The 22,024-nt window shown below is 72.9% G+C and carries 22 protein-coding genes; 12 read left to right on the top strand and 10 right to left on the bottom strand.

What is annotated here, in order from left to right; all coding sequences use genetic code 11:
- The coding region (locus VIG76_RS14855) for an HNH endonuclease signature motif containing protein (RefSeq protein ID WP_331955554.1) at nt 1–976 on the top strand (976 nt) is incomplete at its 5' end.
- Between the two features lie 10 nt (nt 977–986).
- Here VIG76_RS14855 and VIG76_RS14850 read toward each other — a convergent pair.
- Both VIG76_RS14850 and VIG76_RS14845 read right to left on the bottom strand, forming a co-directional pair.
- A complete protein-coding gene (locus tag VIG76_RS14850; protein WP_331955552.1) occupies nt 987–1,814 on the bottom strand; it encodes an alpha/beta fold hydrolase in 828 nt (275 codons plus the stop codon).
- A gap of 165 nt (nt 1,815–1,979) precedes the next feature.
- A complete protein-coding gene (locus VIG76_RS14845) occupies nt 1,980–2,975 on the bottom strand; it encodes an N-acetylglucosamine kinase (RefSeq protein ID WP_331955550.1) in 996 nt (331 codons plus the stop codon).
- A gap of 83 nt (nt 2,976–3,058) precedes the next feature.
- On the opposite strand from VIG76_RS14845, the gene VIG76_RS14840 reads away from it, so the two are divergent.
- The 7 genes from VIG76_RS14840 to VIG76_RS14810 all read left to right on the top strand — a co-directional run bounded on the left by VIG76_RS14840 (nt 3,059) and on the right by VIG76_RS14810 (nt 10,444).
- The gene (locus VIG76_RS14840; RefSeq protein WP_331955548.1) at nt 3,059–4,042 is read left to right on the top strand and encodes a MurR/RpiR family transcriptional regulator; all 984 of its coding nucleotides are present in this window, start codon (nt 3,059–3,061) and stop codon (nt 4,040–4,042) included.
- Nucleotides 4,039–4,800, top strand: coding sequence for an SIS domain-containing protein (locus tag VIG76_RS14835; protein ID WP_331955546.1), 762 nt, complete (start codon nt 4,039–4,041; stop codon nt 4,798–4,800). The genes VIG76_RS14840 and VIG76_RS14835 overlap by 4 nt, the downstream gene beginning before the upstream one ends.
- 61 nt (nt 4,801–4,861) lie before the next feature.
- On the top strand, nt 4,862–6,259 hold the full coding sequence (gene ngcE, locus VIG76_RS14830) for an N-acetylglucosamine/diacetylchitobiose ABC transporter substrate-binding protein (protein WP_331955556.1): 1,398 nt from the start codon (nt 4,862–4,864) through the stop codon (nt 6,257–6,259).
- Entirely contained in the window at nt 6,256–7,251 is a 996-nt protein-coding gene (locus VIG76_RS14825) for a carbohydrate ABC transporter permease (RefSeq protein WP_331955544.1), read from the top strand. The genes ngcE and VIG76_RS14825 overlap by 4 nt, the downstream gene beginning before the upstream one ends.
- Before the next feature lie 4 nt (nt 7,252–7,255).
- Nucleotides 7,256–8,143, top strand: coding sequence for a carbohydrate ABC transporter permease (locus VIG76_RS14820; RefSeq protein WP_331955542.1), 888 nt, complete (start codon nt 7,256–7,258; stop codon nt 8,141–8,143).
- 10 nt (nt 8,144–8,153) lie between these two features.
- Nucleotides 8,154–9,599 carry a glycoside hydrolase family 3 protein gene (locus tag VIG76_RS14815; RefSeq protein ID WP_331955540.1) on the top strand — a complete coding sequence of 482 codons (1,446 nt, stop codon included), beginning with the start codon at nt 8,154–8,156 and terminating at the stop codon, nt 9,597–9,599.
- A 32-nt stretch (nt 9,600–9,631) separates the two neighbouring features.
- On the top strand, nt 9,632–10,444 hold the full coding sequence (locus tag VIG76_RS14810) for a universal stress protein (RefSeq protein WP_331955538.1): 813 nt from the start codon (nt 9,632–9,634) through the stop codon (nt 10,442–10,444).
- Here the strand turns inward: VIG76_RS14810 and VIG76_RS14805 are convergent.
- The 4 genes from VIG76_RS14805 to VIG76_RS14790 form a co-directional block, all read right to left on the bottom strand.
- The gene (locus VIG76_RS14805; protein ID WP_331955537.1) at nt 10,441–12,660 is read right to left on the bottom strand and encodes a fibronectin type III domain-containing protein; all 2,220 of its coding nucleotides are present in this window, start codon (nt 12,658–12,660) and stop codon (nt 10,441–10,443) included. The genes VIG76_RS14810 and VIG76_RS14805 overlap by 4 nt on opposite strands.
- Nucleotides 12,661–12,756: 96 nt before the next feature.
- Nucleotides 12,757–13,899: an N-acetylglucosamine-6-phosphate deacetylase gene (nagA, locus tag VIG76_RS14800; RefSeq protein ID WP_331955536.1), complete on the bottom strand. Its 1,143-nt coding sequence runs from the start codon at nt 13,897–13,899 to the stop codon at nt 12,757–12,759.
- Nucleotides 13,896–16,331 carry an aminopeptidase N gene (gene pepN / locus VIG76_RS14795; protein WP_331955534.1) on the bottom strand — a complete coding sequence of 812 codons (2,436 nt, stop codon included), beginning with the start codon at nt 16,329–16,331 and terminating at the stop codon, nt 13,896–13,898. The genes nagA and pepN overlap by 4 nt, the downstream gene beginning before the upstream one ends.
- Before the next feature lie 30 nt (nt 16,332–16,361).
- A complete protein-coding gene (locus VIG76_RS14790; RefSeq protein ID WP_331955532.1) occupies nt 16,362–17,033 on the bottom strand; it encodes a methyltransferase domain-containing protein in 672 nt (223 codons plus the stop codon).
- Nucleotides 17,034–17,116: 83 nt separating this feature from the next.
- Here VIG76_RS14790 and VIG76_RS14785 point away from each other — a divergent pair, with 83 nt between their 5' ends.
- Nucleotides 17,117–17,821, top strand: coding sequence for a YciI family protein (locus VIG76_RS14785; protein WP_331955530.1), 705 nt, complete (start codon nt 17,117–17,119; stop codon nt 17,819–17,821).
- Here VIG76_RS14785 and VIG76_RS14780 read toward each other — a convergent pair.
- The gene (locus VIG76_RS14780) at nt 17,818–17,994 is read right to left on the bottom strand and encodes a hypothetical protein (protein ID WP_331955528.1); all 177 of its coding nucleotides are present in this window, start codon (nt 17,992–17,994) and stop codon (nt 17,818–17,820) included. The genes VIG76_RS14785 and VIG76_RS14780 overlap by 4 nt on opposite strands.
- 60 nt (nt 17,995–18,054) lie before the next feature.
- On the opposite strand from VIG76_RS14780, the gene VIG76_RS14775 reads away from it, so the two are divergent.
- Nucleotides 18,055–18,891, top strand: a complete 837-nt coding sequence (locus VIG76_RS14775; protein ID WP_331955526.1) for an SDR family NAD(P)-dependent oxidoreductase — start codon at nt 18,055–18,057, stop codon at nt 18,889–18,891.
- 27 nt (nt 18,892–18,918) lie between these two features.
- Nucleotides 18,919–19,305: a VOC family protein gene (locus VIG76_RS14770; RefSeq protein WP_331955524.1), complete on the top strand. Its 387-nt coding sequence runs from the start codon at nt 18,919–18,921 to the stop codon at nt 19,303–19,305.
- 12 nt (nt 19,306–19,317) lie between these two features.
- Here VIG76_RS14770 and VIG76_RS14765 read toward each other — a convergent pair whose 3' ends face one another.
- Genes VIG76_RS14765 through VIG76_RS14755 form a run of 3 tightly spaced genes read right to left on the bottom strand, consistent with a single transcriptional unit; the run spans nt 19,318 to nt 21,592 of the window.
- Nucleotides 19,318–20,073 carry a hypothetical protein gene (locus VIG76_RS14765; RefSeq protein WP_331955522.1) on the bottom strand — a complete coding sequence of 252 codons (756 nt, stop codon included), beginning with the start codon at nt 20,071–20,073 and terminating at the stop codon, nt 19,318–19,320.
- Nucleotides 20,070–20,831 (bottom strand): hypothetical protein, encoded by a 762-nt coding sequence (locus VIG76_RS14760; RefSeq protein ID WP_331955520.1) that lies wholly within the window; start codon nt 20,829–20,831, stop codon nt 20,070–20,072. Before VIG76_RS14760 ends, VIG76_RS14765 begins: the two co-directional genes overlap by 4 nt.
- A gap of 41 nt (nt 20,832–20,872) precedes the next feature.
- Nucleotides 20,873–21,592: a hypothetical protein gene (locus VIG76_RS14755; protein ID WP_331955518.1), complete on the bottom strand. Its 720-nt coding sequence runs from the start codon at nt 21,590–21,592 to the stop codon at nt 20,873–20,875.
- A gap of 46 nt (nt 21,593–21,638) precedes the next feature.
- Here VIG76_RS14755 and VIG76_RS14750 point away from each other — a divergent pair.
- On the top strand, nt 21,639–22,024 hold a 386-nt coding region (locus tag VIG76_RS14750), incomplete at its 3' end, for an SDR family oxidoreductase (RefSeq protein WP_331955516.1).

The following is a 22,024-nucleotide window of genomic DNA, read 5'->3' as shown; positions in this document are numbered from 1 at the left end:
CTCGGTCGCTCCGCCGGTGGTCGGCGCGGCGCACCAGCTGACCGGCGCCTGGACCGGCCCGATGGTCGTGGTGCTCGTCGATGGCGCGAAGCAGGTCGATGCCGAGTTCGTCGAGCAGTTCGAGGCGGAGGCGATCCGCCTGATCACCGGTGCCGGGATCGGACAGGCGAAGGACCGCGTGCGCCGGCTCGTGGACCGGATGAACCCGGATGAGATGGTGGAGCGGCACAAGAAGGCGGGTGCTGAGCGCGACGTGACCCTCGAGCCCGGAGCCAACGGCATGGCGTGGCTGCACATGTACCTCCCGGCGGTGGAGGCCGTCGCGATCCGTGACCGGCTGACCCGGGCGGCGATCGCCCTGCACGGTGAGGAGGGCGAGGACCGGTGCATCGGCCAGCTCCGCGCCGACGTCGCGATGGACCTGCTGCTGAACGTGCTGCCGGAGGCGACGGATTGGCAGGTCCTGGACCGGGACCGTCGCACCTGGGGTGCGCTCACGATCGTGCCGCAGGTGCACGTCACCGTCCCGGTGATGACGCTGCTGGGGGAGTCGAACGAGCCCGGCTCCCTGCGGGGCTACGGGCCGATCGACCCCGAGACCGCGCGTCGGCTCACCGCCCAGGCGCCGAGCCTCTTCCGGGTGCTGGTCGATCCCGGCACCGACACGGTGGTGCAGGTGGGGCAGGAGCACTACGCGGTCCCGCCGGGGTTGCGGCGGTTCCTGCAGCTGCGGGATGAGCGGTGCCGGTTCCCGGGCTGCGACCGCAACGCGGACCTGTGTGACATCGATCACACGATCCCCTGGGCCTGGGACGGGGAGACGAACGCCGAGAACCTCGCGCATCTGTGCCGGAGTCACCATCTGTTGAAGGAACGCGGGTGGGGCGCCGAGCTCCAGGACGACGGCACCATGATCTGGACCTCACCGTTCGGGCGCAAACGCATCACCCTGCCCGCCGTCGAACTCGCCGCCTGAGTCGGAGGCTTCAGCCCGGGGTCTCGAGGGACGCCCAGAACTCGCGGATCAACGTGGCGAGCTCGGCCGGCCGCTCGATCGGGACCAGCGTCCGGCTCCCGGTCACGACCGCCGCGCGGGCGAACGGGGCCAGGGCGGCGGCGGCCTCGGCCTCCTCGGGGGTCCAGTCGCCTCGGTCGTCGCCGGCGACGAACAGGGCCGGCGCCTCGATCCGGGGCAGCAGGTCCGTGATGTCGACCCGGTTCAGGATGAACGAGCGCACTGTGCGGGCCGTACTTCGGCGTCCGGCCAGGGCGAGCGCGTCGGCGACCACGCCCACGGACTGCGGGTCTGTGCGGGACTCGTCCGTGAGGAGGCCCTCGAGGATCGCCCGCTGCACCGGTGGGATCGGCCCGAGCGTGAGCACCACCGGGATCAGCAGGCGGATCTGACGCCGCAAGGCGGGGTCGATCGGCCGGGTCGGTGCGCTGATCGCCACCAGGCTGCGGACCAGCTCGGGTCGGGTGGCCGCGAGCTCCATGCCGATGTGGCCGCCCCACGCGTTGCCGACCCAGTCGACGGCGGCGCCCGGCGCGAGCGCGGTGAGCACCTCGACGGCCGCGGCGACGGAGTCGGAGACGGAGACCGTCCTGCGGAGCCGGTCACTTCGGCCCCAGCCCGGCCCGTCGACGATGAGCAGCTGCCGGCCGCGCAGGAGCGCCGGGATCAGGAAGCCCCAGCTCGATCCGTCGACGAACATCGAGTGCCAGAGCACCGTCGGCCGTCCGGCGCCGAGCACGTGGACGGCGACCGAGCCGAGTGACGTCGGCACCATCGTGGGCTCGACCTGACCTGCCATGAGCGCATCCTGCTCCTCGCCGGGTTCCAGCCGGCACCCGCGCCTCCGCTCATCGCGCGGATCCGGAGTTCTTGGCCGACACGCCGCCTCTCGGCGCCTGGGCCCGGCGTGTCGCTCGGTTTCTCCGGAACGGCGCGATGGGGCGGGGCGGCAGCGGCGCGTCGGTCAGGGGCGCGGGGTTGTGGCGGCGGTGCGGATGCTCGACTGCATACGGGTGAAGAGCGGTTCGTCGACCTCGATGTGGCCGCCGCGGAGCGCGAGGACCGCGGCGCCCACGAGGCCGTCGGCGACCGCGATGGGCGCGGCGCCGTCGGCGGCGTCGAGCAGGGGTGCCTGGAGCTCGGGGGAGAGGCGGAGGACGCCTTCGACGAGGACGCTGCCGCCGAAGACCAGCGGGCCGTCGGCCTGGAACGAGCGGACGCGGCGGAGCAAGGCTGCGAGGGCGCTCACCGAGTCGCGGAGGATCGACGTCGCCACCGCGTCTTCGTTGACGAGAGCGAAGGCGAGCGGGGCGAAACGGGCGAGCTCGACCGGCTGCAGGTCGTAGAGGGCGTGGACGAGGCGGCCGAGCACGACGGGCCGGCCGTTGACGAGGGTGCGGTCGTCGTCCAGTGCCAGGCCGGCGAGAAGCGCCCCGGTGAGGCGGGTGACGGGACCGCCGTCGAGGTCGTCGACGACGGCGCGGGCGATGTGGTGGCCGATCCAGAAGCCGGAGCCGGCGTCGCCGAGCAGCCAGCCGGTGCCGTCGACGACACGATCGAGGCGGCCGTCGCGGATCGCGCCGCCGATGGCGCCGGTACCGGCGATCAGGGCGGCGCCGTCGAGTGCGGGCGATCCGGAGGCGAAGAGCGCGAGGAGATCGCCGGCGGCGACGACCGGCGCACGGACGCCGAGGGGCGCGATGCCGCGCTGCACCTCGGCGTGGAAGCCGACGCCCGCCCCCGCGTGGGCGAGGAGCACCAGCTCGATGGATGCGGGGGAGGGCGCGGCGGTGAGCGCCTTCGCGATCGCCGCCTGCACTGCGACCGAGGCCCCGGGGACGCCGCGCGAGGTCGGGTTGCCGCCACCGGAGCGCCCGAACCCGAGGCAGCGGCCGGTCTCGTCGACCACGACGGCCCGGGTCGAGGTGCCTCCGGCATCGACGGCGAGAAACTCACGCATCGTTACCCCGTTGCAACACGACTGGACCCTATAGTGAAACCAGATCTCAGGCGATGGCGCCTCGAGAAGAAACGGGTTCTCACGTGGCCGGTACCGAAGCAGTGCCCGAGGTACCCGCCGAGCGCGTCGACGCATCCGCCGTGCACAACAGGATCCGCTCCCGCTGGGACGACCTGCCGGCGGCGAGCCAACGTGTCGCGTCGGTCGTGCTGGAGGACCCGCGGGTCGTGCTCGACCTCGGCGTGAACGAGCTCGCGGAGCGCGCCGGCACATCGGCGGCGACCGTCACGCGGTTCTGCCGGCAGATCGGGTACACGGGCTTCATCGCGCTGCGGATGAGCGTCGCCACCGAGCTGGGACGCACGTCGGTGCGCCCACCGGACCACGTCGACATCGGCCGCGCCTTCGGGCCCGACGACACCGCCGAGGACGTGCGGAGCACACTGCTGGCCGGCACCATCCGCTCGCTGCAGGAGACCGCGGCGTCGATCGACCTCGTGCAGCTGCGCCGCCTCGCGGAGGCGCTGTCGGGGAGCCGGCACGTCGACCTCTACGGCGTCGGAAGCAGCGCCCTCGCCGCCGAGGCGCTGGCCGGGCGGCTGTACCGGATCGGCGTCGTCTGCAACGTGTGGTCGGAGGTGCACGCCGGCCTGACCAGCGCGGTGCTGCAGACCGAGGACTGCGTCGCCATCGGCTACTCCCACACCGGCCGCACCGCGGAGACGATCACGATGCTCGAGGAGGCGGGCCGCCACGGCAGCATGACGGTCGCGGTCACGAACGACCCGGCCTCGCCACTGGCGGAGCGCGCCGACCTCGTCATCCAGACCTCCGCGTTCGAGCGCTTCCTGCAGCCCGACGACCTCGCCGCGTACTACAGCCAGGTCTACATCGGCGACCTCCTCTACGTGCTGACCGCGCAGGTCGACTTCGAGCGCACCAGCCGGCACCTCGCCGCATCCGCCGGCGCCGTCGCCCCGCACCGCTCGAGCGGCCCGGCCACCCGCCCCACCCGCAGCGCGCGCCTCGACGGCGCCACCGACCCCGTCCGGAGGACTCCCGCATGACCGAATCCACGACCGTCGCCGTCCACGCCTTCGCGGACGCGGTCCGCGACCGGCTCGAGCGCCTCGAGGCGATCGCGGCCGACGGCGGCTTCGACGCCGCGATCGACCTCATCGAGCAGGCGCTGCGCAACGGCGGCGTGGCGTACGCGTTCGGGACGGGGCACTCGGAGGCCTTCGCGATGGAGATCGCGGGCCGGGCCGGGGGGCTCGTGCCGACGAAGAAGGTGGCGCTCCGCGACCTCGCCCTCGCGGGCGACCTGCCGGTGTCCGAGCTGAAGGGCGCCAAGCTCGAGCGGAACCCGGATGTCGCCGACCGGCTGTTCGAGATCGCCGAGGTCGGCCCGCACGACGTCGTGCTGATCGCCTCGAACTCGGGCGTGAACGGCTCCATCGTCGGCTTCGCGCTCGCCGCGAAGCGCGCCGGCAACCCCGTCATCGCGGTCACGTCGCTCGACCACACGATGCAGGTCGAGCCGAAGCATTCCAGCGGGCAGCGACTCAAGGACATCGCCGACGTGACGATCGACAACCTCGCGCCCTACGGCGACGCCGCGATCACGATCGGCGCGGACGTGCCGGCCGGCGCCGTCTCCTCGATCACCGCGGCGTTCATCGCCCAGGTGCTCACCCTCGGGGTCGCCGACCGCTTCGTGCAGGCCGGCGAGCCGGCCCCCCTCTACCTCTCCGCCAACATCCCCGGCGGCGACGAGCACAACGTCGAGCTCGAGACCCGCTACGGGATCTCCCGCTTCGCCTGACCGCGGGCATCCGCCCGACACACCAAGAAAGGAAGTCAACGTGGACAACCAGTCACAGCCGATGATGGCCCGGAGGACGTTCCTCCGCGCCGCGATCGTCACCGGGCTCGCCGCCCCGCTCGTCGGGACGCTCGCGTCCTGCGCGGCAGGGGGTGCCCAGACGAGCTCCACGAGCGGCACGGGCGCGGCGAAGTCGGCGAAGAACCCGTTCGGGGTCAAGCAGAAGTCGACCGTGCAGGCCGCCATCTTCAACGGCGGCTACGGCACCGACTACGTCGACTTCGCGGCGGCCGTCATGGCCAAGCAGCCGCTCGGCGTCAAGGCGACCGTGCAGCCGATCACGAACATCGCGCAGTCCCTGCAGCCGAAGTTCGTCGCCGGCAACCCGCCCGACCTCATCGACAACAGCGGTGCGAACGCCATCGGCATCAGCACGATCCGCAGCCAGCTCTCCGAGCTCTCCGACGTGATCAACTCGAACAACTACGAGGGCAAGAAGATCGCCGACACCCTCTACACCGGGGTCACCGCGCCGGGCACGCTGGACGGGAAGTTCCTCGTCCTCAACTACGTGCTCACCGTCTACGCGCTCTGGTACTCGCAGTCCCTGTTCGACGCCAACGGCTGGACCGTGCCGAAGACCTGGGCGGAGGCGTACGACCTCGGCGGCAAGGCGAAGGCGAAGGGCAAGTACCTCTTCGTCTGGGGCAAGGAGGCCGCGACCTACTACCAGACCCTCGCCATCGCATCCGCGATCAAGGAGGGCGGCGACGAGGTGCGCCTCGCGCTCGAGAACCTCGAGCCGAAGTGCTGGTCGAAGCCGGCGATCCAGTCGGTCTTCACCGGCATGAAGAAGATCATCGACGCCGGCTACGTCAAGCCGGGCGGCGCCGGCACCCAGTTCACCGCGGCGCAGGCGCAGTGGTCGAACGACGAGGCCGCGCTGCTCTACCCGTCCGGGTCGTGGATCGAGAACGAGATGAAGAAGCAGACGAAGGCCGGCTTCAAGATGACCGGTGCGCCGGAGCTCGTCGTCTCGTCGAGCCCGTCGAAGCCGTACGAGGCGATGCACTCCACCGCGGGTGAGCCGTTCATCGTGCCGACGACGTCCGCGAACGCGGCCGGTGGCAAGGAGCTGCTCCGCGCGATGCTCTCGCAGGAGGCCGCGACGAACTTCGCGAAGACCCGGCTCACGCCGACGATCGTGAAGGGCACCGTGCCCGCCGACGGGTTCGGATCGACGGCGCTCGTCTCGCAGGCGAAGCTGCTCGACGGCGCGGGCACGAACGTGTTCTCGTGGAACTTCGTCGATCTGTACGGGATGAACCAGGATCAGCTCGTGGTGTGGAACAGCTTCCTCTCCGGCAAGTCCTCGGTCGCGGATCTCACGAGCAAGCTCCAGGCGATCACGGACAAGGTGGCGAACGACAGCTCGGTCCAGAAGGTCAAGGTGTCGTGACCACCATCGCCCGCACGGTTCCGACGGCGGGCGGCCCCTCGCGGGCCGCCCGCTGGCGGAAGCGCAACCTCACCTTCGACAAGGTGTCGTTCGCCGTGGTGTTCCTCGGCGTGCCGCTGGCGCTCTACGTCGCGCTGGTGCTGTCGCCGTTCGTCCAGGCCGTCATCTACTCGATGACGAGCTGGACCGGCTTCGACACCTCCTTCACGTTCGTCGGGCTGTCGAACTACGTGAAGGCGTTCAACGACGACACGTTCGTCACGGCGGTGCGCAACAGCGTCACGCTCGTGCTCGTGCTGCCGATCGTCGTGATCACGATCGCCATGGCGCTGGCGACGCTCGTCACGATCGGCGGATCCTCCAGCGGGCCGGTGCGCGGGGTGCGGGGCGGCGAGTTCTACCGGATCGTGCTGTTCTTCCCGTACATCATCCCGGCGATCGCCGTCGGCATCATGTGGGGGCAGATCTACGACCCGAGCAACGGGCTGCTGAACGGCATCCTCACCTCGATCGGGCTCAAGGGCTTCGCGTCCTACCCGTGGCTCGGCGACACCCGCACGGCGATGGTCGCCACGATGTTCGTGATGATCTGGGCCTCGGTCGGCTTCTACGTCGTCATCTTCGTGGCGGCGATCAAGGCGCTGCCGGCGGAGATCTTCGAGGCCGCTCGGCTCGACGGCGCCGGGCGGCTGCGCATCATGCTGCGGGTGACGGTGCCGATGCTGCGGGCGACCATCCGCACGTCGATCATCTACACCGGCATCTTCGCCCTCGACGCGTTCGTGTTCATGGCCGCGCTGAACGCCGGCGGCGGCCCCGACGACTCGACCCTCGTCATCTCGCAGGAGCTCTTCAAGACCGCGTTCACGAAGGGCCAGTTCGGCCTCGCCTGCGCGATGGGCGTCATCCTGGCCGTCATCACCCTGCTGTTCGCAGCGGCCGTCTTCCTCGTCGACCGGGTCACCGGCGGCGAGGACCTGACCGAGGAGTGACCCGATGACCCTCCGAGTCGCAGCACCGGCCGTCCTCACCCGGTCGCGCCGGAAGAGCGTCCCGACCGGCGAACGGGTCACCGGCGGGGTGTCGCAGGCGGTGCTCATCGTCTGCGCCGTCGTCGTGATCCTGCCGTTCCTCTGGACGGTGATGTCGTCGTTCAAGACGACCAGCCAGGTGCTGAACTCGCCGTTCAGCCTGCCGGACCGGCTGCACTTCGAGAACTACGTGAGTGCCTGGACCAAGGCCGGCATCGGCAGCTTCTTCGTCAACACCCTCTTCGTCGTCGGCGGCGCCCTCGTGATCACGATGGTGCTCGGCTCGATGTGCGCCTACGTGCTCGCGCGGTTCCGCTTCTTCGGCAACCGGTTCATCTACCTGCTGATGATCGCGGGGCTCACCTTCCCGATCTTCCTGGCGATCGTGCCGCTGTTCTTCATCCTGAAGGGGATCGGGCTGCTCGGCACCCTGCCCGGCCTCGCGATCACCTACGCGGCGTTCGCGCTGCCGTTCACCGTGTTCTTCATGGTGCCGTTCTTCCGATCGCTGCCCGAATCGGTCACGGAGGCGGCGGCGATCGACGGCGCAGGGCAGTGGCGCACCTTCTTCTCGGTGATGGTCCCGATGGCGACGCCCGCGATCTCGACGCTCGCGATCCTCAACTTCGTGGGCCTCTGGAACCAGTTCCTGCTGCCGGTGGCGCTGAACCCCGACCTGCGGAAGTACGTGCTCACCCAGGGCATGGCGGCGTTCGCGGGCACGGCGGGCTACTCCATCGACTTCGGGGCGCTGTTCGCCGCCGTCGTGATCACGGTGATCCCGGTGCTGATCGTCTACCTGGTGTTCCAGCGGGCGCTGAGCGGCGGGGTCGTGATCGGCTCGGACAAGTAGCGGCATCCGGGTGGACGAGGAGGGGCTGCGGCGAGACGCCACGGCCGTGCTGCTGCCCGGCTTCGTCGGGCCCGCGCTGCCCGAGTGGGTGGCGCGGCGGATCGCGGGCGGCATGGCGGGTGTGTGCCTGTTCGGGGAGAACATCGGCACCCCGGATGAGCTGCGCGCGCTGACCGACGCGATCCGCGCCGCACGCGCGGATGCGGTGATCGCCATCGACGAGGAGGGCGGCGACGTCACGCGCCTGCACGTGCGCGACGGGTCGCCGGAGCCGGGCAACGCGGTGCTCGGACGCCTCGACGACCTCGCGGCGACGGAGGCGTCGGCGCGGCGGATCGGGCTGGCGCTCGCAGCGGCCGGCTGCACGCTCGACTTCGCGCCGTCCGCGGACGTGAACGTGAACCCGGACAACCCGGTGATCGGCACGCGCAGCTTCGGCGACGACGCCTCGGCGGCCGCCCGGCACACCGCCGCGTGGGTGCGCGGTCTGCAGTCGACGGGGATCGCGGCGTGCGCGAAGCACTTCCCGGGGCACGGCGACACGGCGGTCGACTCGCACCGCGGGCTGCCCGTCGTCGACGTGCCGCTGTCGACGCTCGAGGCACGCGAGTTGCTGCCGTTCGTCGCGGCGATCGGGGCAGGCGTCGCCACGATCATGACGTCGCACATCGTGCTGCCGACGCTCGACGCCGCGGCGCCCGCGACGATGAGTCGCGCGATCCTCACCGACCTGCTCCGCGGGCGGCTCGGCTTCGAGGGCGTGATCGTCAGCGACGCGCTCGACATGGCCGGCGCATCCGCCGAGATCGGCATCCCGGCAGCCGCCGTGCGGTCACTCGCCGCAGGCGCCGACCTGCTCTGCATCGGTACGAGGAACACGGATGCGCAGGTCGGGGCGATCGAGGACGCGATCGTGGCCGCGGTGGCGGCGGGGGAGCTCGACCCGGAGCGGCTCGCGGATGCGGCAGCGCGGGTGCGGGGGCTGCGAGGGGCTGTGTCCGGCGTCGCGGGGGAGCCGGAGGTGTCCGCGGCGCGGATCGCCGTGACGTTCGATGTGAGGCCCGAGGCGGCGCGGCTGCTCGCGGAAGAAGACGACTGGGTCGTGGTGCGGCTCGACGCGGAGCCGAACATGGCGGTCGGGCGGTCGGCGTGGGGACCGTTCGCGGCGGCGGAGGCGGATCCGGCGGGCGTCGCAGCGCGGCGGTTCGCGGAGTGGCCGCGAGTGGAGGTCGACGTGCCGGCCGGCGGCAGTGGCGTGATCGTCATCGGGCGGGACAACCACCGGCATCCGGTCGCCCGGAAGATCGTCGACGGGCTCCGGGCGACCGGGAGGCCCGTCGTCGTGGTCGACATGGGCTGGCCGTCGCCCGACCGGCGGTACGCCGACATCGCGACGTTCGGCAGCTCGCGGGCGGTCGGCGCCGCGCTCCTCGAGGTGCTCGCAGGTCGACCGTAGACAGGGCGCGGGACGCGGCGTAGGACTGGTCCATGGCGCGACGCGTGGTGGTCGGATGGGACGGGTCGGCGGCGGCGGCGGGTGCGCTCGACTGGGGCGTCCGGCACAACCCGAAGGCCGAGTCGGTGGAGATCGTCGAGGTCGAGGAGCCCGGCGGCCATCGCGCTCCGGCCGAGCGGGACGCCGAGGAGGCGGCCCAGCGGATCCGGGAGGCGCATCCGGGCATCGAGGTGAAGGTCTCGCGGGAGCGCGGCGACGTCGTCGAGGTGCTCGCCGACCGCTCCTCGCCGGCCGGGCTCGTCGTGCTCGGCGGCCGCGGGAACGAGCAGCTGCGGCGCGGCCACCGCACCTCGAAGGCGTACCGGGTCGTGCTGCACGCGACCGGGCCGGTGGCGGTGGTGCCGAGCAGCTACACCGGCGGCCGGGACGTGGTCGTCGGTGTGACCGGCGACAAGGACGCGCCCTGCGTCGCCCTCATGGCCGCCGCCGAAGCGGCCCGACGGAGGCAGCGGCTCGTGGCGCTCTACCCGACGCGGCCGCTGTTCGGGTTCGGCGCCCTGCCCGGCGAGGAGGGGTTCCGGCGCCACGACGAGGAGGAGTACCACGAGCTGCTCGACACGGTGCTCGCGCCCGTCCGGGCCGCGTATCCGAAGCTGCAGGTCGTGCCGCGCATCGTCCGCGGGCGCACCACCGACGTGCTGCTCGCCGAGTCGCGCACCGCGATGGTGCTCGTGCTCGGCCGGGAGGGGACGGCGCCGGCGCAGCAGCGGCCGGTCACGCACAGCAGCATGCTGCTGAGCCGCGCCCCGGTGATGGTGGTGCCGCCGGAGACCGTGGTCGCCTAGGAGGTGACGGTCACCTTCCTGCCGGCCGTCGGGCTGACCGCGCCGCCCGTCAGGGCCTGCACCGACAGCGTGTAGGCGGTGCCGGTGGCGAGCCGCGTCATGGTGAACGTGGTCGTCGACGCCGAGACCTTCGCCAGGTAGGGGCCGGTCCCGACCGAGTCGGTGCCGTCGCGGGAGACGAGGTAGCCGACGATCGTCTGGCCGGAAAGCGTCACGGGCGCGGCCCAGGTGATCGTCGCGGTGCCGGGCGAGTGCTGGGCGACCGCGACGCGCTGCGGCGCGGTCAGGTAGGGCTGCATCCGCACCTGGCCGGACGCGTACGAGCCCGTGCCCGACGACGTGACCGCCTGCACGGACAGCGTGTAGGTGCTGCCGCTGACGAGCCGCGTCATCGTGAACGAGCGGACGGATGGGCCGACGGTCGTCGACCAGGCGCCAGTGCCGTGCGAGTCGACGCCGTTGCGGCTGACCTTGTAACCCGTGATGCGCGTGCCGCCCGTGGCCGTCGGCGGGGACCAGCCGATCCGGGCGGAGCCTGTGGCCGTCTCGACGACCGTCGCTGCGGCGGGCGCGGTCATCGCCGAGGAGATCGGCGTCGTGACCTTCGTGATCGCGCCGGCGCCCGCGCCCGAGATCGCCTGCACCGTGAGGTGGTAGCTGCGCCCAGCGACCAGGCTGACGAGCCGGTAGGAGCGGGTCGACGCCGAGACGGTCTTGCTCCACGCGCCGCGACCACCAGTGTCCGTGCCGTCGCGGCCGATCGTGTAGCCGGTGATCAGGGCGGTGCCCGGGTTCGCGGGTGCCGACCACTTCAGCGTCGCCGAGGACGAGCCCGCCTGGGCCGCGCTCGCGGCGGGGGAGCCCGGCGCGAAGCCCGCGACGACCGTGCGGGATCCGCCGGCCGTCCAGCCGTCCGCATCCGTGACCGTGAGGGTGACCTTGTAGCCGCCCGCCGAGGAGTAGGTGTGGCTCGGGGTGGCGCCCGTCGCGGTGCCGCCGTCGCCGAAGCTCCAGGCGTACGAGGCGATCGGGGCGACCGTGCGGTCGTGCGAGCCGGTGCCGTTGAAGGCGATCGCCTTACCGGGCAGCGCAGGCGCCGGCTGCACGAAGTACGCGGTCGGCAGCGGACGCTGCGCGATGCAGGCGTCACCGCCGGCGACGTACGACTCGTTCGAGAACTCGAGCTGCAGCAGGTAGTGGTGCCCGTTGATGGTCTGGTTGTAGTAGCCGCCCGCGGGGCCGGTGTAGGCGCCGAAGATCCAGGCGCACTCGTCGCCGTTCTCGTAGTTCGCGTCGTCGTACCACCCGTCGCCGGTCGGATCGGTGATCGCCTCGTTCATCTCATGGCTGAGCGGGCTGACGACGTTGTCGCCGTCCGGCACGCCGTTCGGCGCCTCGCCGGTGACGCATCCGTTCGCCTGCTCGTACGGCATCGCCGCGTAGACCGCCGGCGCGGAGGTCCAGGAGTGGAACGCGCAGAAGTCGCCACCGGAGGGGCTGACGTTGCAGTCGCCGCCCTGCGCTGCGTTGCGGACGTCGCCGCAGAGCTCGGCCTGCTTCGGCAGCATCACCACGTAGAGGTGGGACGTGTCCGATGGGAGGGCGTTCCGGGCGAGCAGCGCGGTCACCTCGGCGCCGAGGCCGGCGTTCGAGACGCATGCCGAGAAGGCCACGCCGTCGGAGTAGCCGGCGCCGGAATCCGGCGTGCAGCCGTCCGCGGGGAATGCGGTGGTATCGGTCAACGACGCCGAGGCGGTGAGGTCGTAGCGGATGTGCTTGCCTGCGGCCGAGGTGTATTCGGTGATCGGCGAGAAGACGTTGGTCGGCTTTCCGCTATCGGCGGCGGCATCGCCGATGAACTGCTCGACGAGATCTCGATATCCGGATGGGATCGAGTAGCCGGCGGGGACCCACCAGATCGGCGTGACCGTGATGGTGCCGGTGCCGGCCGCGCCCATCACGATGCCGGCGTGCTTCAGCAGGGGCGGCCGGCCACCGCCCGCGACCGTCGGGTCGGCGAACGAGGCGAAGCGGTGGCACGTCGACTGCGTCGCGGCGTGCGTCGGGCGGACGATCCCGCGGAGGTGGCCGGACGCGGCCGACGGGCGCGCGCACGCGGCGGAGAGCGGCATCGCCTCAGCAGGAGTGGCGGCCGCGCACATCCCGATGGTGGCGACCAGGGCGACGAGGATCGTCGAGAACCGGCGTGCGGGCATGCGGGGCGTCCTTCAGGAGATGGGTATCGGCCTGCCCCCAAGCCGCACCCGATTCGATCGGATGCCCTTGCCTCCTGTCGACTCCCCAGTTCGGGCTCAGGAAATGCTGTTCCCATCAGCCCAGACGGCGTCGACCTCGAGCGCGTCGCTGAGCAGCACGGCGTCCGCGGGGAAGCCGGGCTCGAGCACGCCGAGCTCCGGCCGCCCGAGGGCCCGCGCCGGCGTCGCAGTGGTGGCGAGCACCGCGTCCTCGAGCGGGATGCCGGCGTCGACGACGGTGCGGATCGCGGCGTCGAGGGTGAGCGTCGAGCCGGCGAGGCTGCCGCTCGCGAGCCGTGCGGCGCCGTCCCGCACGGTGACCTGCAGCGGCCCGAGGCGGTAGTCGCCGTCGCCGAACCCGGCGGCGCTCATCGCATCGGTGATGAGCGCGACGCGGCCGGGCGCCATCCGGAACAGGGCCGCGACGACGACCGGATGCACGTGCAGGCCGTCGGCGATGAGCTCGATCACGACCTCGGGTCGCTCGAGGGCGGCGCCGATCGGGCCCGGCGCGCGGTGCGCGAGGCCGGGCATCGCGTTGAACGCGTGGGTGAGCTGGCTCGCGCCGGCGTCGAAGCCTCGACCGGCCGCGGCGAGGTCCGCGATGGTGTGGCCGACGGCGACGCGGACGCCGGCCGCGGTGAAGCGCGCGATCGCGTCGATGGCGCCGGGCAGCTCGGGCGCGATCGTGACGAGCGCGATCGTGCCGTCGGCCGCCGCGAGGAGCGCGTCGACGGCCTCGGGCGTCGGTGCCGTGAGCGCATCCGGGTCGTGGGCGCCCTTGTTGTCCGGGCTGAGGAACGGGCCCTCGAGGTGGATGCCGAGCAGCAGCGGGTCCGCGCGCACGAGCGGCGCGAGGGTGCGGAGGGTCGCGACCAGCTCGTCCACGGGCGCGCTGACCAGGGAGAGCACCGTGCGGGTCGTGCCGTGGCGGCGGTGCATCCGCACGGCGTCGGCGATCGCCTCCGCGCCGTCCACGAAGTCCGCGCCGCCGCCGCCGTGGACGTGCACGTCGACGAAGCCGGGCGTGAGGATGCGGCCGCCCGCGTCCAGCACCTCGCCGTCGGATGCGGGCGGCGTGCCCGTGCCGCGCGCGACGACCCGGCCGGCCTCGAAGCGCACCCAGCCGTCCTCGGTGATCGTGCCGCCCGAGACGATCCGGGCGCCGGTGATCAGGAGGGGGCGCGCCGGAACGCTCATGCGCGGGCGCGGAGCATGCGGCGGCCGGTGTCGACGCCGTCGAGGAGCGTGGTGCGCACCGTCGGGTTGACGCCCGCCGCGGTCGCGGCCTGCTCGGCGCGGTCGAGGAACGCGTCCTCGACGACCGCGAAGGGGAACATGCCGCGGATGATGCCGAGCTGGCCGAGCATCCCCGCGTCCGCGAACGAGTCGAGCACGTCGAGGTACTGGTTCGCGTAGTCGTGCAGCAGGTCGGCCTGCAGCGGGCGCCAGAAGCGGCGGGCGGCGGTGCCCCGCGGGGGCCCGGCGGGGATGCGCCGGTCGATCATCATCGCCTGCCACAGCTCCTGCTTCGCGGCCGGATCCGCCTGCGAGCCGCGCACGGCGAGGGCGGCGGCGAACGCGTCGGGGTCGGGGTCGCGCTGCTCGAGCTCGGCGACCGCGGCGGGGTCGTACTGCCCGAGCTCGGCGCGGCGGGCGAGCACCCGCCAGGCGAGGTCGATGTCCTGCTCTGCCGGCCCGCGCAGCAGGTCGAGCTGGCGGTCCTCGGTGGCGGTCGCGGCGAGGGTGCGTGCGGCGGGCTGCTGGTGCTCGGGGTTCGCGAGGAGCGCCTCGCTCACCTCCGCGAGACGCGCCATGAGGGCCGGGATGCGCTCGAGGGGCGACCACTGCTCGGCTGCGGCGAGCCCGAGCGCGAGGAGGCCCTCGACGACCGCGGGGCTGGTCTCGACGCGGAGCACCTCGGCGACGACGTCGACCACGGCCTCGCCGGCGAGCTCGCCCTTGACGAGCATGTCCCAGGCGGTCGCGACGACGAGCGTGCGCGAGAGGGCGTCGGGCAGCTGCGCGACGTGGGAGCGCAGCGTCGCGAAGGAGTCCGCATCCGTCCGGACCGCGGCGAACGTGAGGTCGTCGGCGTTCACCTGGAACACGTCGCCCTCGGGCAGCACGACCGCGGCCTCGGCACCGGTCACCTCGACCTCGACGGTGCCGGTGGGCGTCAGGCCGTCGGCGGAGGCGTCATAGCCGGCGATCCGCAGCCGGTGCGGGCGCGGGGAGCCATCGTCAGGTGCCTCGGCGAGGAGCGTCGAGCCGGTCAGGGTGAGGGTGTCGGTGCCGGCGCGGTCGAGCCAGTCGGCGGTCCAGCCCGTCAGGTCGCGGCCGGATGCGGCGGAGAACGCCGACATGAGGTCGTCGAGCACCGTGTTGCCGAAGGCGTGCGCGGCGAAGTAGGCGCGGAGGCCCTCGACGAAGGCGTCCTCGCCGAGGTAGGCGGCGAGCTGGTGCAGCACGGCCTCGCCCTTGTCGTAGGTGATGTCGTCGAAGTTCGCCATCGCCTCGAGCACCGTGTTCACGACGCCGCGGATGGGGTGGGTCGCCGGGCCCATGTCCTGCCGGTAGCCGGAGAGCTTGGAGTCGAGCAGGTCGGTGGCCCAGGCGTCGGTGAACTCGGTCGCGCCGACCATCGCCCAGGTGGCGGCCCAGGAGGCGAACGCCTCGTTCAGCCAGAGGTCGTCCCACCACTGCATCGTCACGAGGTCGCCGAACCACATGTGGGCCATCTCGTGCAGCACCACGTTGGCACGGCTGGAGCGCTGCCGGAAGGTCGGCGTGGAGCGGTAGAGGAACGCATCCGTGTGGGTGACGCTGCCCCAGTTCTCCATCGCGCCGCCCATGTCGGGCACGAACGCCTGGTCGTAGCGCTGCTGCGGGAAGGGGTAGGCGAAGCGCTCGCCGAACCAGGCCAGGCCGCGGGCGGTGAGGTCGAAGAGCTCGTCGGCGTCGCGCTCGAGGAAGGGCACGAGCGACTGCCGGCAGTAGAAGCCGAGGTCGTAGCCGTCGACGGTGCGCCGGATCTGATGGAAGGGCCCGGCGTTCACGACGGTGACGTAGGTGGAGAGGCGCGGGGTGGGCGCGAAGGTCCAGCGGCGGGCGGATCCCTCGGGCTCGATCGTCTCGGGGGCGCTGTTGTTCGTGACCGTCCAGGAGTCGGGCGCGAGCACGGTGAAGCGGTGCACGGCCTTCAGGTCGGGCTGGTCGAAGCAGGCCCAGAGGCGGCGCGCCTCGTCGGGCTCGAACGTCGTCCAGAGGTAGACGAGGCCGTCGGTCGGGTCGACCGTGCGGAGCACGCCCTGGCCGTCACCGGTGTCGGACTGCACGGCGGTGACGACGAGCTCGTTGCGCTCGGCGAGGCCGGTCAGCGGGAGCCGGCCGTCGGCGACCGTGGCGAGGTCGAGCTCGGCGCCGTTCAGGGTCGCGCGCTCGACCTCCGCGACGACGTCGGCGAACGTGCTGCTGCCGGGGGTGCGGCAGGTGAAGGTGATCCGCGACGTCGAGCGGATGGCCGGACCATCCACCAGGCCGGTGAGGTCGACCTCGACGTCGTAGCGCTCGACCTCGATCAGCGCTGCCCGCTCGATGGCTTCGGTACGGGTGAGGGTGGCGGCGCGCATGGATCCTCCAGGTGGTGCGACGGTGCACCTTCAGCGTAGGGGGAGGGCGCCGACCGTCTCCCGGCGGGTGCCGGCGGTGATCACGACGTGGCCGTCGCGGAGGGTGTGCTGGACGACGTCGGTCGCATCCCGCTCGAGCAGCCGCCACGGCTGCGCCGCGAGGTCGGCACCGCCGAAGACGACGGGCAGCACGGCGGCGAGCGGCCGGAGCGGCGCGGCGCGGGGCGGCTGCACGTCGACGACGCCGAGGCGGCCGCCGGGCGTGACGAGCGCCACGGTGGCGTCCCAGGCGGCCTCGAACTCCGGGATCACGCTCAGGGTGTAGCTGGCGAAGAGGCCGTCCGCGAGCGGCGGGCGCTTCGCCGCCGTGAGCATCCGCCGGACGCGCTCCGGGTCGAGGGTCGTCGCATCCGCTTCGAGCAGCTGCACGCGGCCGACGGGGTACTTCGCGATGCGGCGGCGGGCGACCGCGAGCATCCGAGGGTTCGAATCGATGCCGAGCACGAGGCCGGTGGGGCCGACGGCGCGGGCGAGCAGCGGCAGGTTGAGGCCGGTGCCGCAGCCGAGGTCGAGCACGACCGAGCCGCGCTCGGGCTTCAGCACGCGGATGCCCGCCAGCCGGCCGGCGCGGTAGAGCGGGGCCTCCGCGGACAGCACGTCGTAGACAGGCGCGAAGACGCCGTAGCGATCGAAGGTCGGCACGAGATCGAATTGTCCTCGACAAGCGGGGTCGATCGTCGTCAGGGTGAAGGCGCGCACCGCGCCCGAGTCCTGAGGAGGAATCCATGCAGTACGTGATGCTCGTCCGCGTCGACCCCGAGCTGCCCGTGCCCGAGAGCGACGCCGACCCGAGTGCGTGGGTCGACGAGGGCTCCCGCACCGGGATGCGGGTCGAGGGCGGCCCCATCGAGGAGACGGCCGCGGCGAAGGTCGTGCGGGTGCGCGACCGCGACACCCTGGTCAGTGACGGCCCGTTCGCCGAGTTCGCCGAGTACATCGCCGGGTACGACCTGCTCGAGGCCGACAGCCTGGAGCAGGCGGCGGACTACGCGTCGCGGCATCCGGTCGCCGAGTTCGGCGCCCTCGAGGTGCGCGAGGTGTGGCCCGACTTCGTCGAGGACGCCACCGACGTGCCCGAGCCCCGCACCGACGGCGAGGACTACCTGTTCCTGCACGTGCCGGACCCCGAGCTGCTCAAGACCGCGACCCGCGAGACCGGCGACCCGACGCCGTGGGTCCGCGACGTCGAGCGGCGCGGCGTGACGCTCGGCGGCTACCGCCTCCGCGACGAGCCCGAGGCGAGCGCGATCGTGCGCAAGCGGGGCGGCGAGACGCTGATCGCGCACGGCCCGTTCGCCGAGTGGGCCGAGCAGATCGCCGGCATCGACCGCGTGCGGGTCGGCAGCCGCGAGGAGGCCCTGGCGCTCGCCGCGGCCCATCCGACCGCGCACATCGGCGCGATCGAGGTGCGCAAGCAGGTCAGCTTCTAGGGCTGCTCGCCCGGGAGGAGCGGGGTCTCGTCACCCTCATGGGCACGGCCGGCGCTCGTGAGGGTGTCGTTCGCCTCGGCGGGCTCCGCGTGCGGCTCGCGGACGGGCGCGTCCCGAAGCTCGTCCGCGGCCGTATCGGGCTGCTCGGGGTGGGGCATGAGGGGCTCGGCCATCGACATGGAATCCACCCTGCGTCGTGCGGATGAACAGCGGATGGGTGTCAGAGTGAGGCGATGAGCGGCTCCGAGACGACCCCTGCCACCCTCGACCTGACGGGTCGCCGCGGCGTGATCACCGGCGGCGGGAAGGGCATCGGCCGCGCGATCGCGCTGGCCTTCGCCGAGCGCGGCGCCGACCTGCTGCTCGTCGGGCGGAACGCTTCCGCCCTCGAGGCGACGGCGCAGGACGTCCGGCGCGCGGGCGGATCCGCGCGCATCCTGTCCCTCGATCTGACCGAGGCCGACGCACCCCAGCGGGTCGTCGACGCCGCGCTCGACGGCGGCGGGCTCGACCTGCTCGTCAACAACGCCGGCAACGTGCGCGCCGGGCGGCTGGAGACGATCGACGAGGCCGACGCGCGGGCGATGCTCGCCCTGAACCTCGTCGCCCCGGTGCTGCTCACCCGCGCCGCCCTGCCGGCGCTGAAGGCGGCGGAGCGGGGCGCGATCCTGCTCGGCATCTCGAGCGGGATCGGGCTGCTGCCGCTGCCGTTCTACAGCGTCTACGCGGCCACGAAGACGGGCCTCGCGGGATTCGACCACGCGCTCCGGCGGGAGCTGTGGGGCACGGGCGTGCACGTCGCGACGCTCTACCCGGGCGCGACCGCCACCGACATGATGGCGTCGTCGACCGCGGGGGAGCCGCTCGGCTTCGGCCGGCGGCCCGTCGAGGACGTCGTCGCGGATCTGTTCGCCGCACTCGAACGCGGTGAGCACGAGATCAACACGGCGCTGCCGTCGCGGCGCGGGATGCAGGAGCTGCATCGCACCGACCCGGTCGCGGTCGACGCCCGCCTCGCGCCGAACCTCGACGAGATGGCCGAGGCGGTCAAGGACCACCGCAGCATCTGACAGGACGAATCGGAGGATCGGATGGACATGAAGCTGGAGCTGGTGCTGCTCCCGGTGGCCGACGTGGACCGCGCGAAGGCGTTCTACGTCGACACGGTCGGGTTCACGCTCGACGTCGACGTGCGGCCGGGGCCCGGCATCCGGGTCGTGCAGGTGACGCCTGCGGGTTCCGCGTGCTCCCTCGGGTTCGGCGAGGGCCTGCTCTCCTACGACCCGTCCGGGGCTCCCGTGAAGAACCTGCACCTCGTCGTGGCGGACATCGACCGCGCGCGGGAGGAGCTGCAGACGCGCGGAGTCGAGGTCGGCTCGATCACCGACGTCGGGGGTGGCGTGCGGTATGCGGGCTTCGCCGATCCGGACGGCAACACGTTCCTCCTGCAGGAGATGGCCTGGCGCACCGGCGACGCGTTCTGACGGTCCCGCCCGTCAGTCGGTGAGGGCCGTCACGACGTCCCAGTGCACGCCCTTCGGCAGGGTGACCTCGACGATCGTCGGCGCCTCGCCGTCATAGACGACGGTCCGCACCACCGGCTGCCCGGGCGTCGCGGGCGCGCCGCCGTCGAGGCGCTCGATGAAGCTCTGCATCCCCGAGTCCGCGCGGACCACCTGCAGGTCGACCGTCGTGGCACGGTCGACGGTCACGGCGAGAACGAGGCGCCCGCCGTGCTGCGCGGAGGCCGCCGGCGTGACACCGAACATCCCGGGACCCGTGCCGAAGTGCTCCTCGGGGTCGCCGCGCGCGCCGGTGCGCACCGCCGAGGGCACGTCGCCGGGGTGGGCCCACAAGTAGGGCAGCAGCCGAGCGGGGCGCCCGGAGCGCAGGCGGGCGATGAACGGCGCCCGAGCGGATGCGGGGACGGCGAGCACGGGCTCGTCGGCGGCCGCCGCGATCACGCCCGGGGCCGGCGCCGGAGTCGGAGTCGGCGTCGCGCCCGTTGACGCCTGCGGGGCTGGATGCGGGATCGCCGAGAGCACGGCGGTCGCCGCGAGGACCGCGGCTGCCGCGCCGACGCCGAGCACGAGCCGGACCGGGACGCGGGGCCGGGGTGGCCCGGGCGGCTGGTCGGCGCCCTCGGGCGCGGACTCCTGCGCGAGGGCGGCGTAGCGCTCGACGTCCTCGGCGGTGGCGTGCGGTGTGTAGAGGCGACGCCGGAGGTCGTCGAGGTCCCCGTTCGCGGTCATCCCGTGAAGATCGTCATGAGGTCCCAACGGACGCCGGCCGGCACGGTGATCGCGACGCGCGTCGGGCGCAGCGGCGTGTAGGGGAGGCTCGCGACGGCGGGCAGCCCGGGCCGCCCCTGCACGGCGTCGAGCGCGACCCAGTCGCCGTCGTCGCGGTTACCGGGCGCGACGAGCGACCAGCGCGCGGTGGTGGGGCGGTCGACGGTGAGCACGAGGGTCAGCTGCCCGCCATCGGTGGCCGCCCCCGCCGGCGGGATGTCGAGCAGGGCCGATCCGGTGCCGGCCTGCTCCACCGAGTTCTCGCGAAGCCCGCTGACCACCTGGCGCGGCTGCTGCGCGGGGTGGTCGTCGAAGTACTGCTGCAGGCCGATCGGATGCCCGCGGCGCACCTCGTCGACGAACGACGTCCGCACGGCCGCGGGGATGGCGAGGGCCTCGTAGTCGATCAGCGCCTGCGCCGGTGCCGCCGCCGACGCGGCGGGCGCGAGCGACGGCGCCACGGCCGGCGGCCGCGTGCCCACCGCGAGACCCACTGCTGCGACACCCAGGGCGGCGAGCACGGCGCCGACGCCGAGCAGCCGACCTCGTCGAACGGGAGCGGCTTCGGACGCCGGTGTCACCGCGGCGAGGTCGGAGTCCGCCTGCTCGGCGGCGCGGTAGCGCTCGAGGTCCTCGGCGCTCGCATCCGGCGCGTACAGGCGCCGCCGTAGGGCGTCGACCTCCCGGGTCGACGCCGTCCGCTCGGCGTCGAGGCGCATCCGAGGACTCCTTCGTCCCCCCGATTCTGCACCCGGCTCGATCAGTCGGTGAAGTCGGCGACGAGGTCCCAGTGGACCCCCGACGGAACGGTGAGCCGGACGATGTTGGGCACCTCGCCCTGGTACTCGAGGCTGACCACGACGGGCAGGCCGGGATCGGCGTGCACCGGATCCTGATCGAGCTTGACGGTCTCGCCCTGCGGGCTCCGCGCGTCGACGTGGTCGAGGACGAGGCCTGCGGTGACGGAGCGATCCACGGTGAGCACGAGCGTGATGCGGCCGCCCCCTGCGGCCGCACCCGACGGGTCGAGGGCGATGACGGCGCTGCCCTCGCCGAAGTGCTCCTCGGAGTCGGCGCGGGACACCGTGCGGATGACGGCGGGCCGCGCATCCGGATGCCCGAGGAAGTAGGGGAGCAGGCCGATCGAACGGCCGGCACGCAACGACCGGACGAAGGCGGCGCGGTCCGAGGCCGGGATGGCGAGGGTGCTGCCCGGGGGAGCGGTGGTCGTTGCGCTGCGGGGCGTGGCGGTGGGTTCGGTCTTGGGGTGCGTCGTCGTGCCGATCGCGGCCGCCGCGAGGGCGCAGCCCGCGAGCAGGGCAGCGGCGATCAGGATCGACGCGCGGCGGGCTGCCGGCGCGCGCGGGGGAGCGGGCGTATCCGCTTCGGTGGCGGGGGTCGCGGCCCGGTACCGCTCGAGGTCCTCCGGCGTCGCATCCGGCCGGTACAGGCGACGGCGGAGGTCGTCGGGGTCGCCCACAGCCTCGATCCTGGCCCTCCGGCGGCGGATGCGGTTGCATCGACGCATGCGGATCGCGGTGGCCGGAGCGACCGGCACGGTGGGCTCCCTCGTCGTGCGGGCGGCGGAGGAGCGCGGCCACGAGGTCGTGCCACTCTCGCGCCGGGGTGGCGTCGACGTCGTGAGCACGCTCGGGCTGGACGCCGCCCTCCGTGGCGCCGAGGTCGTGATCGACGTGCTGAACACGCCGTCGGTGCTGAAGCAGGCCGCCGTCGCCTACTTCGAGGCGACGACCCGGAACCTGCTCGCCGCCGAGGCGCGGGCCGGCATCGGGCACCACGTCGCGCTCTCGATCGTCGGGATCGACGGGGTCGACGCCGGCTACTACGCGGGCAAGCTCGCCCAGGAGCGGATGGTGACCGCGGGCGCGGTGCCGTTCAGCCTGCTCCGGGC

This window comes from Amnibacterium sp. (assembly GCF_036559085.1).
Lineage (GTDB): Bacteria > Actinomycetota > Actinomycetes > Actinomycetales > Microbacteriaceae > Amnibacterium.
Note: the sequence above shows the minus strand (reverse complement) of the source record. Positions and strands in the feature narration are given on the sequence as shown.

Coding starts and splice junctions, on each gene's coding strand:
- VIG76_RS14850 (WP_331955552.1), bottom strand. CDS start 1,814: ATGGCAGGTCAGGTCGAGCCCACGATGGTGCCGACGTCACTCGGCTCG.
- VIG76_RS14845 (WP_331955550.1), bottom strand. CDS start 2,975: ATGCGTGAGTTTCTCGCCGTCGATGCCGGAGGCACCTCGACCCGGGCC.
- VIG76_RS14835 (WP_331955546.1), top strand. CDS start 4,039: ATGACCGAATCCACGACCGTCGCCGTCCACGCCTTCGCGGACGCGGTC.
- ngcE (WP_331955556.1), top strand. CDS start 4,862: ATGATGGCCCGGAGGACGTTCCTCCGCGCCGCGATCGTCACCGGGCTC.
- VIG76_RS14820 (WP_331955542.1), top strand. CDS start 7,256: ATGACCCTCCGAGTCGCAGCACCGGCCGTCCTCACCCGGTCGCGCCGG.
- VIG76_RS14810 (WP_331955538.1), top strand. CDS start 9,632: ATGGCGCGACGCGTGGTGGTCGGATGGGACGGGTCGGCGGCGGCGGCG.
- VIG76_RS14805 (WP_331955537.1), bottom strand. CDS start 12,660: ATGCCCGCACGCCGGTTCTCGACGATCCTCGTCGCCCTGGTCGCCACC.
- nagA (WP_331955536.1), bottom strand. CDS start 13,899: ATGAGCGTTCCGGCGCGCCCCCTCCTGATCACCGGCGCCCGGATCGTC.
- pepN (WP_331955534.1), bottom strand. CDS start 16,331: ATGCGCGCCGCCACCCTCACCCGTACCGAAGCCATCGAGCGGGCAGCG.
- VIG76_RS14785 (WP_331955530.1), top strand. CDS start 17,117: ATGCAGTACGTGATGCTCGTCCGCGTCGACCCCGAGCTGCCCGTGCCC.
- VIG76_RS14780 (WP_331955528.1), bottom strand. CDS start 17,994: ATGGCCGAGCCCCTCATGCCCCACCCCGAGCAGCCCGATACGGCCGCG.
- VIG76_RS14775 (WP_331955526.1), top strand. CDS start 18,055: ATGAGCGGCTCCGAGACGACCCCTGCCACCCTCGACCTGACGGGTCGC.
- VIG76_RS14770 (WP_331955524.1), top strand. CDS start 18,919: ATGAAGCTGGAGCTGGTGCTGCTCCCGGTGGCCGACGTGGACCGCGCG.
- VIG76_RS14765 (WP_331955522.1), bottom strand. CDS start 20,073: ATGACCGCGAACGGGGACCTCGACGACCTCCGGCGTCGCCTCTACACA.
- VIG76_RS14760 (WP_331955520.1), bottom strand. CDS start 20,831: ATGCGCCTCGACGCCGAGCGGACGGCGTCGACCCGGGAGGTCGACGCC.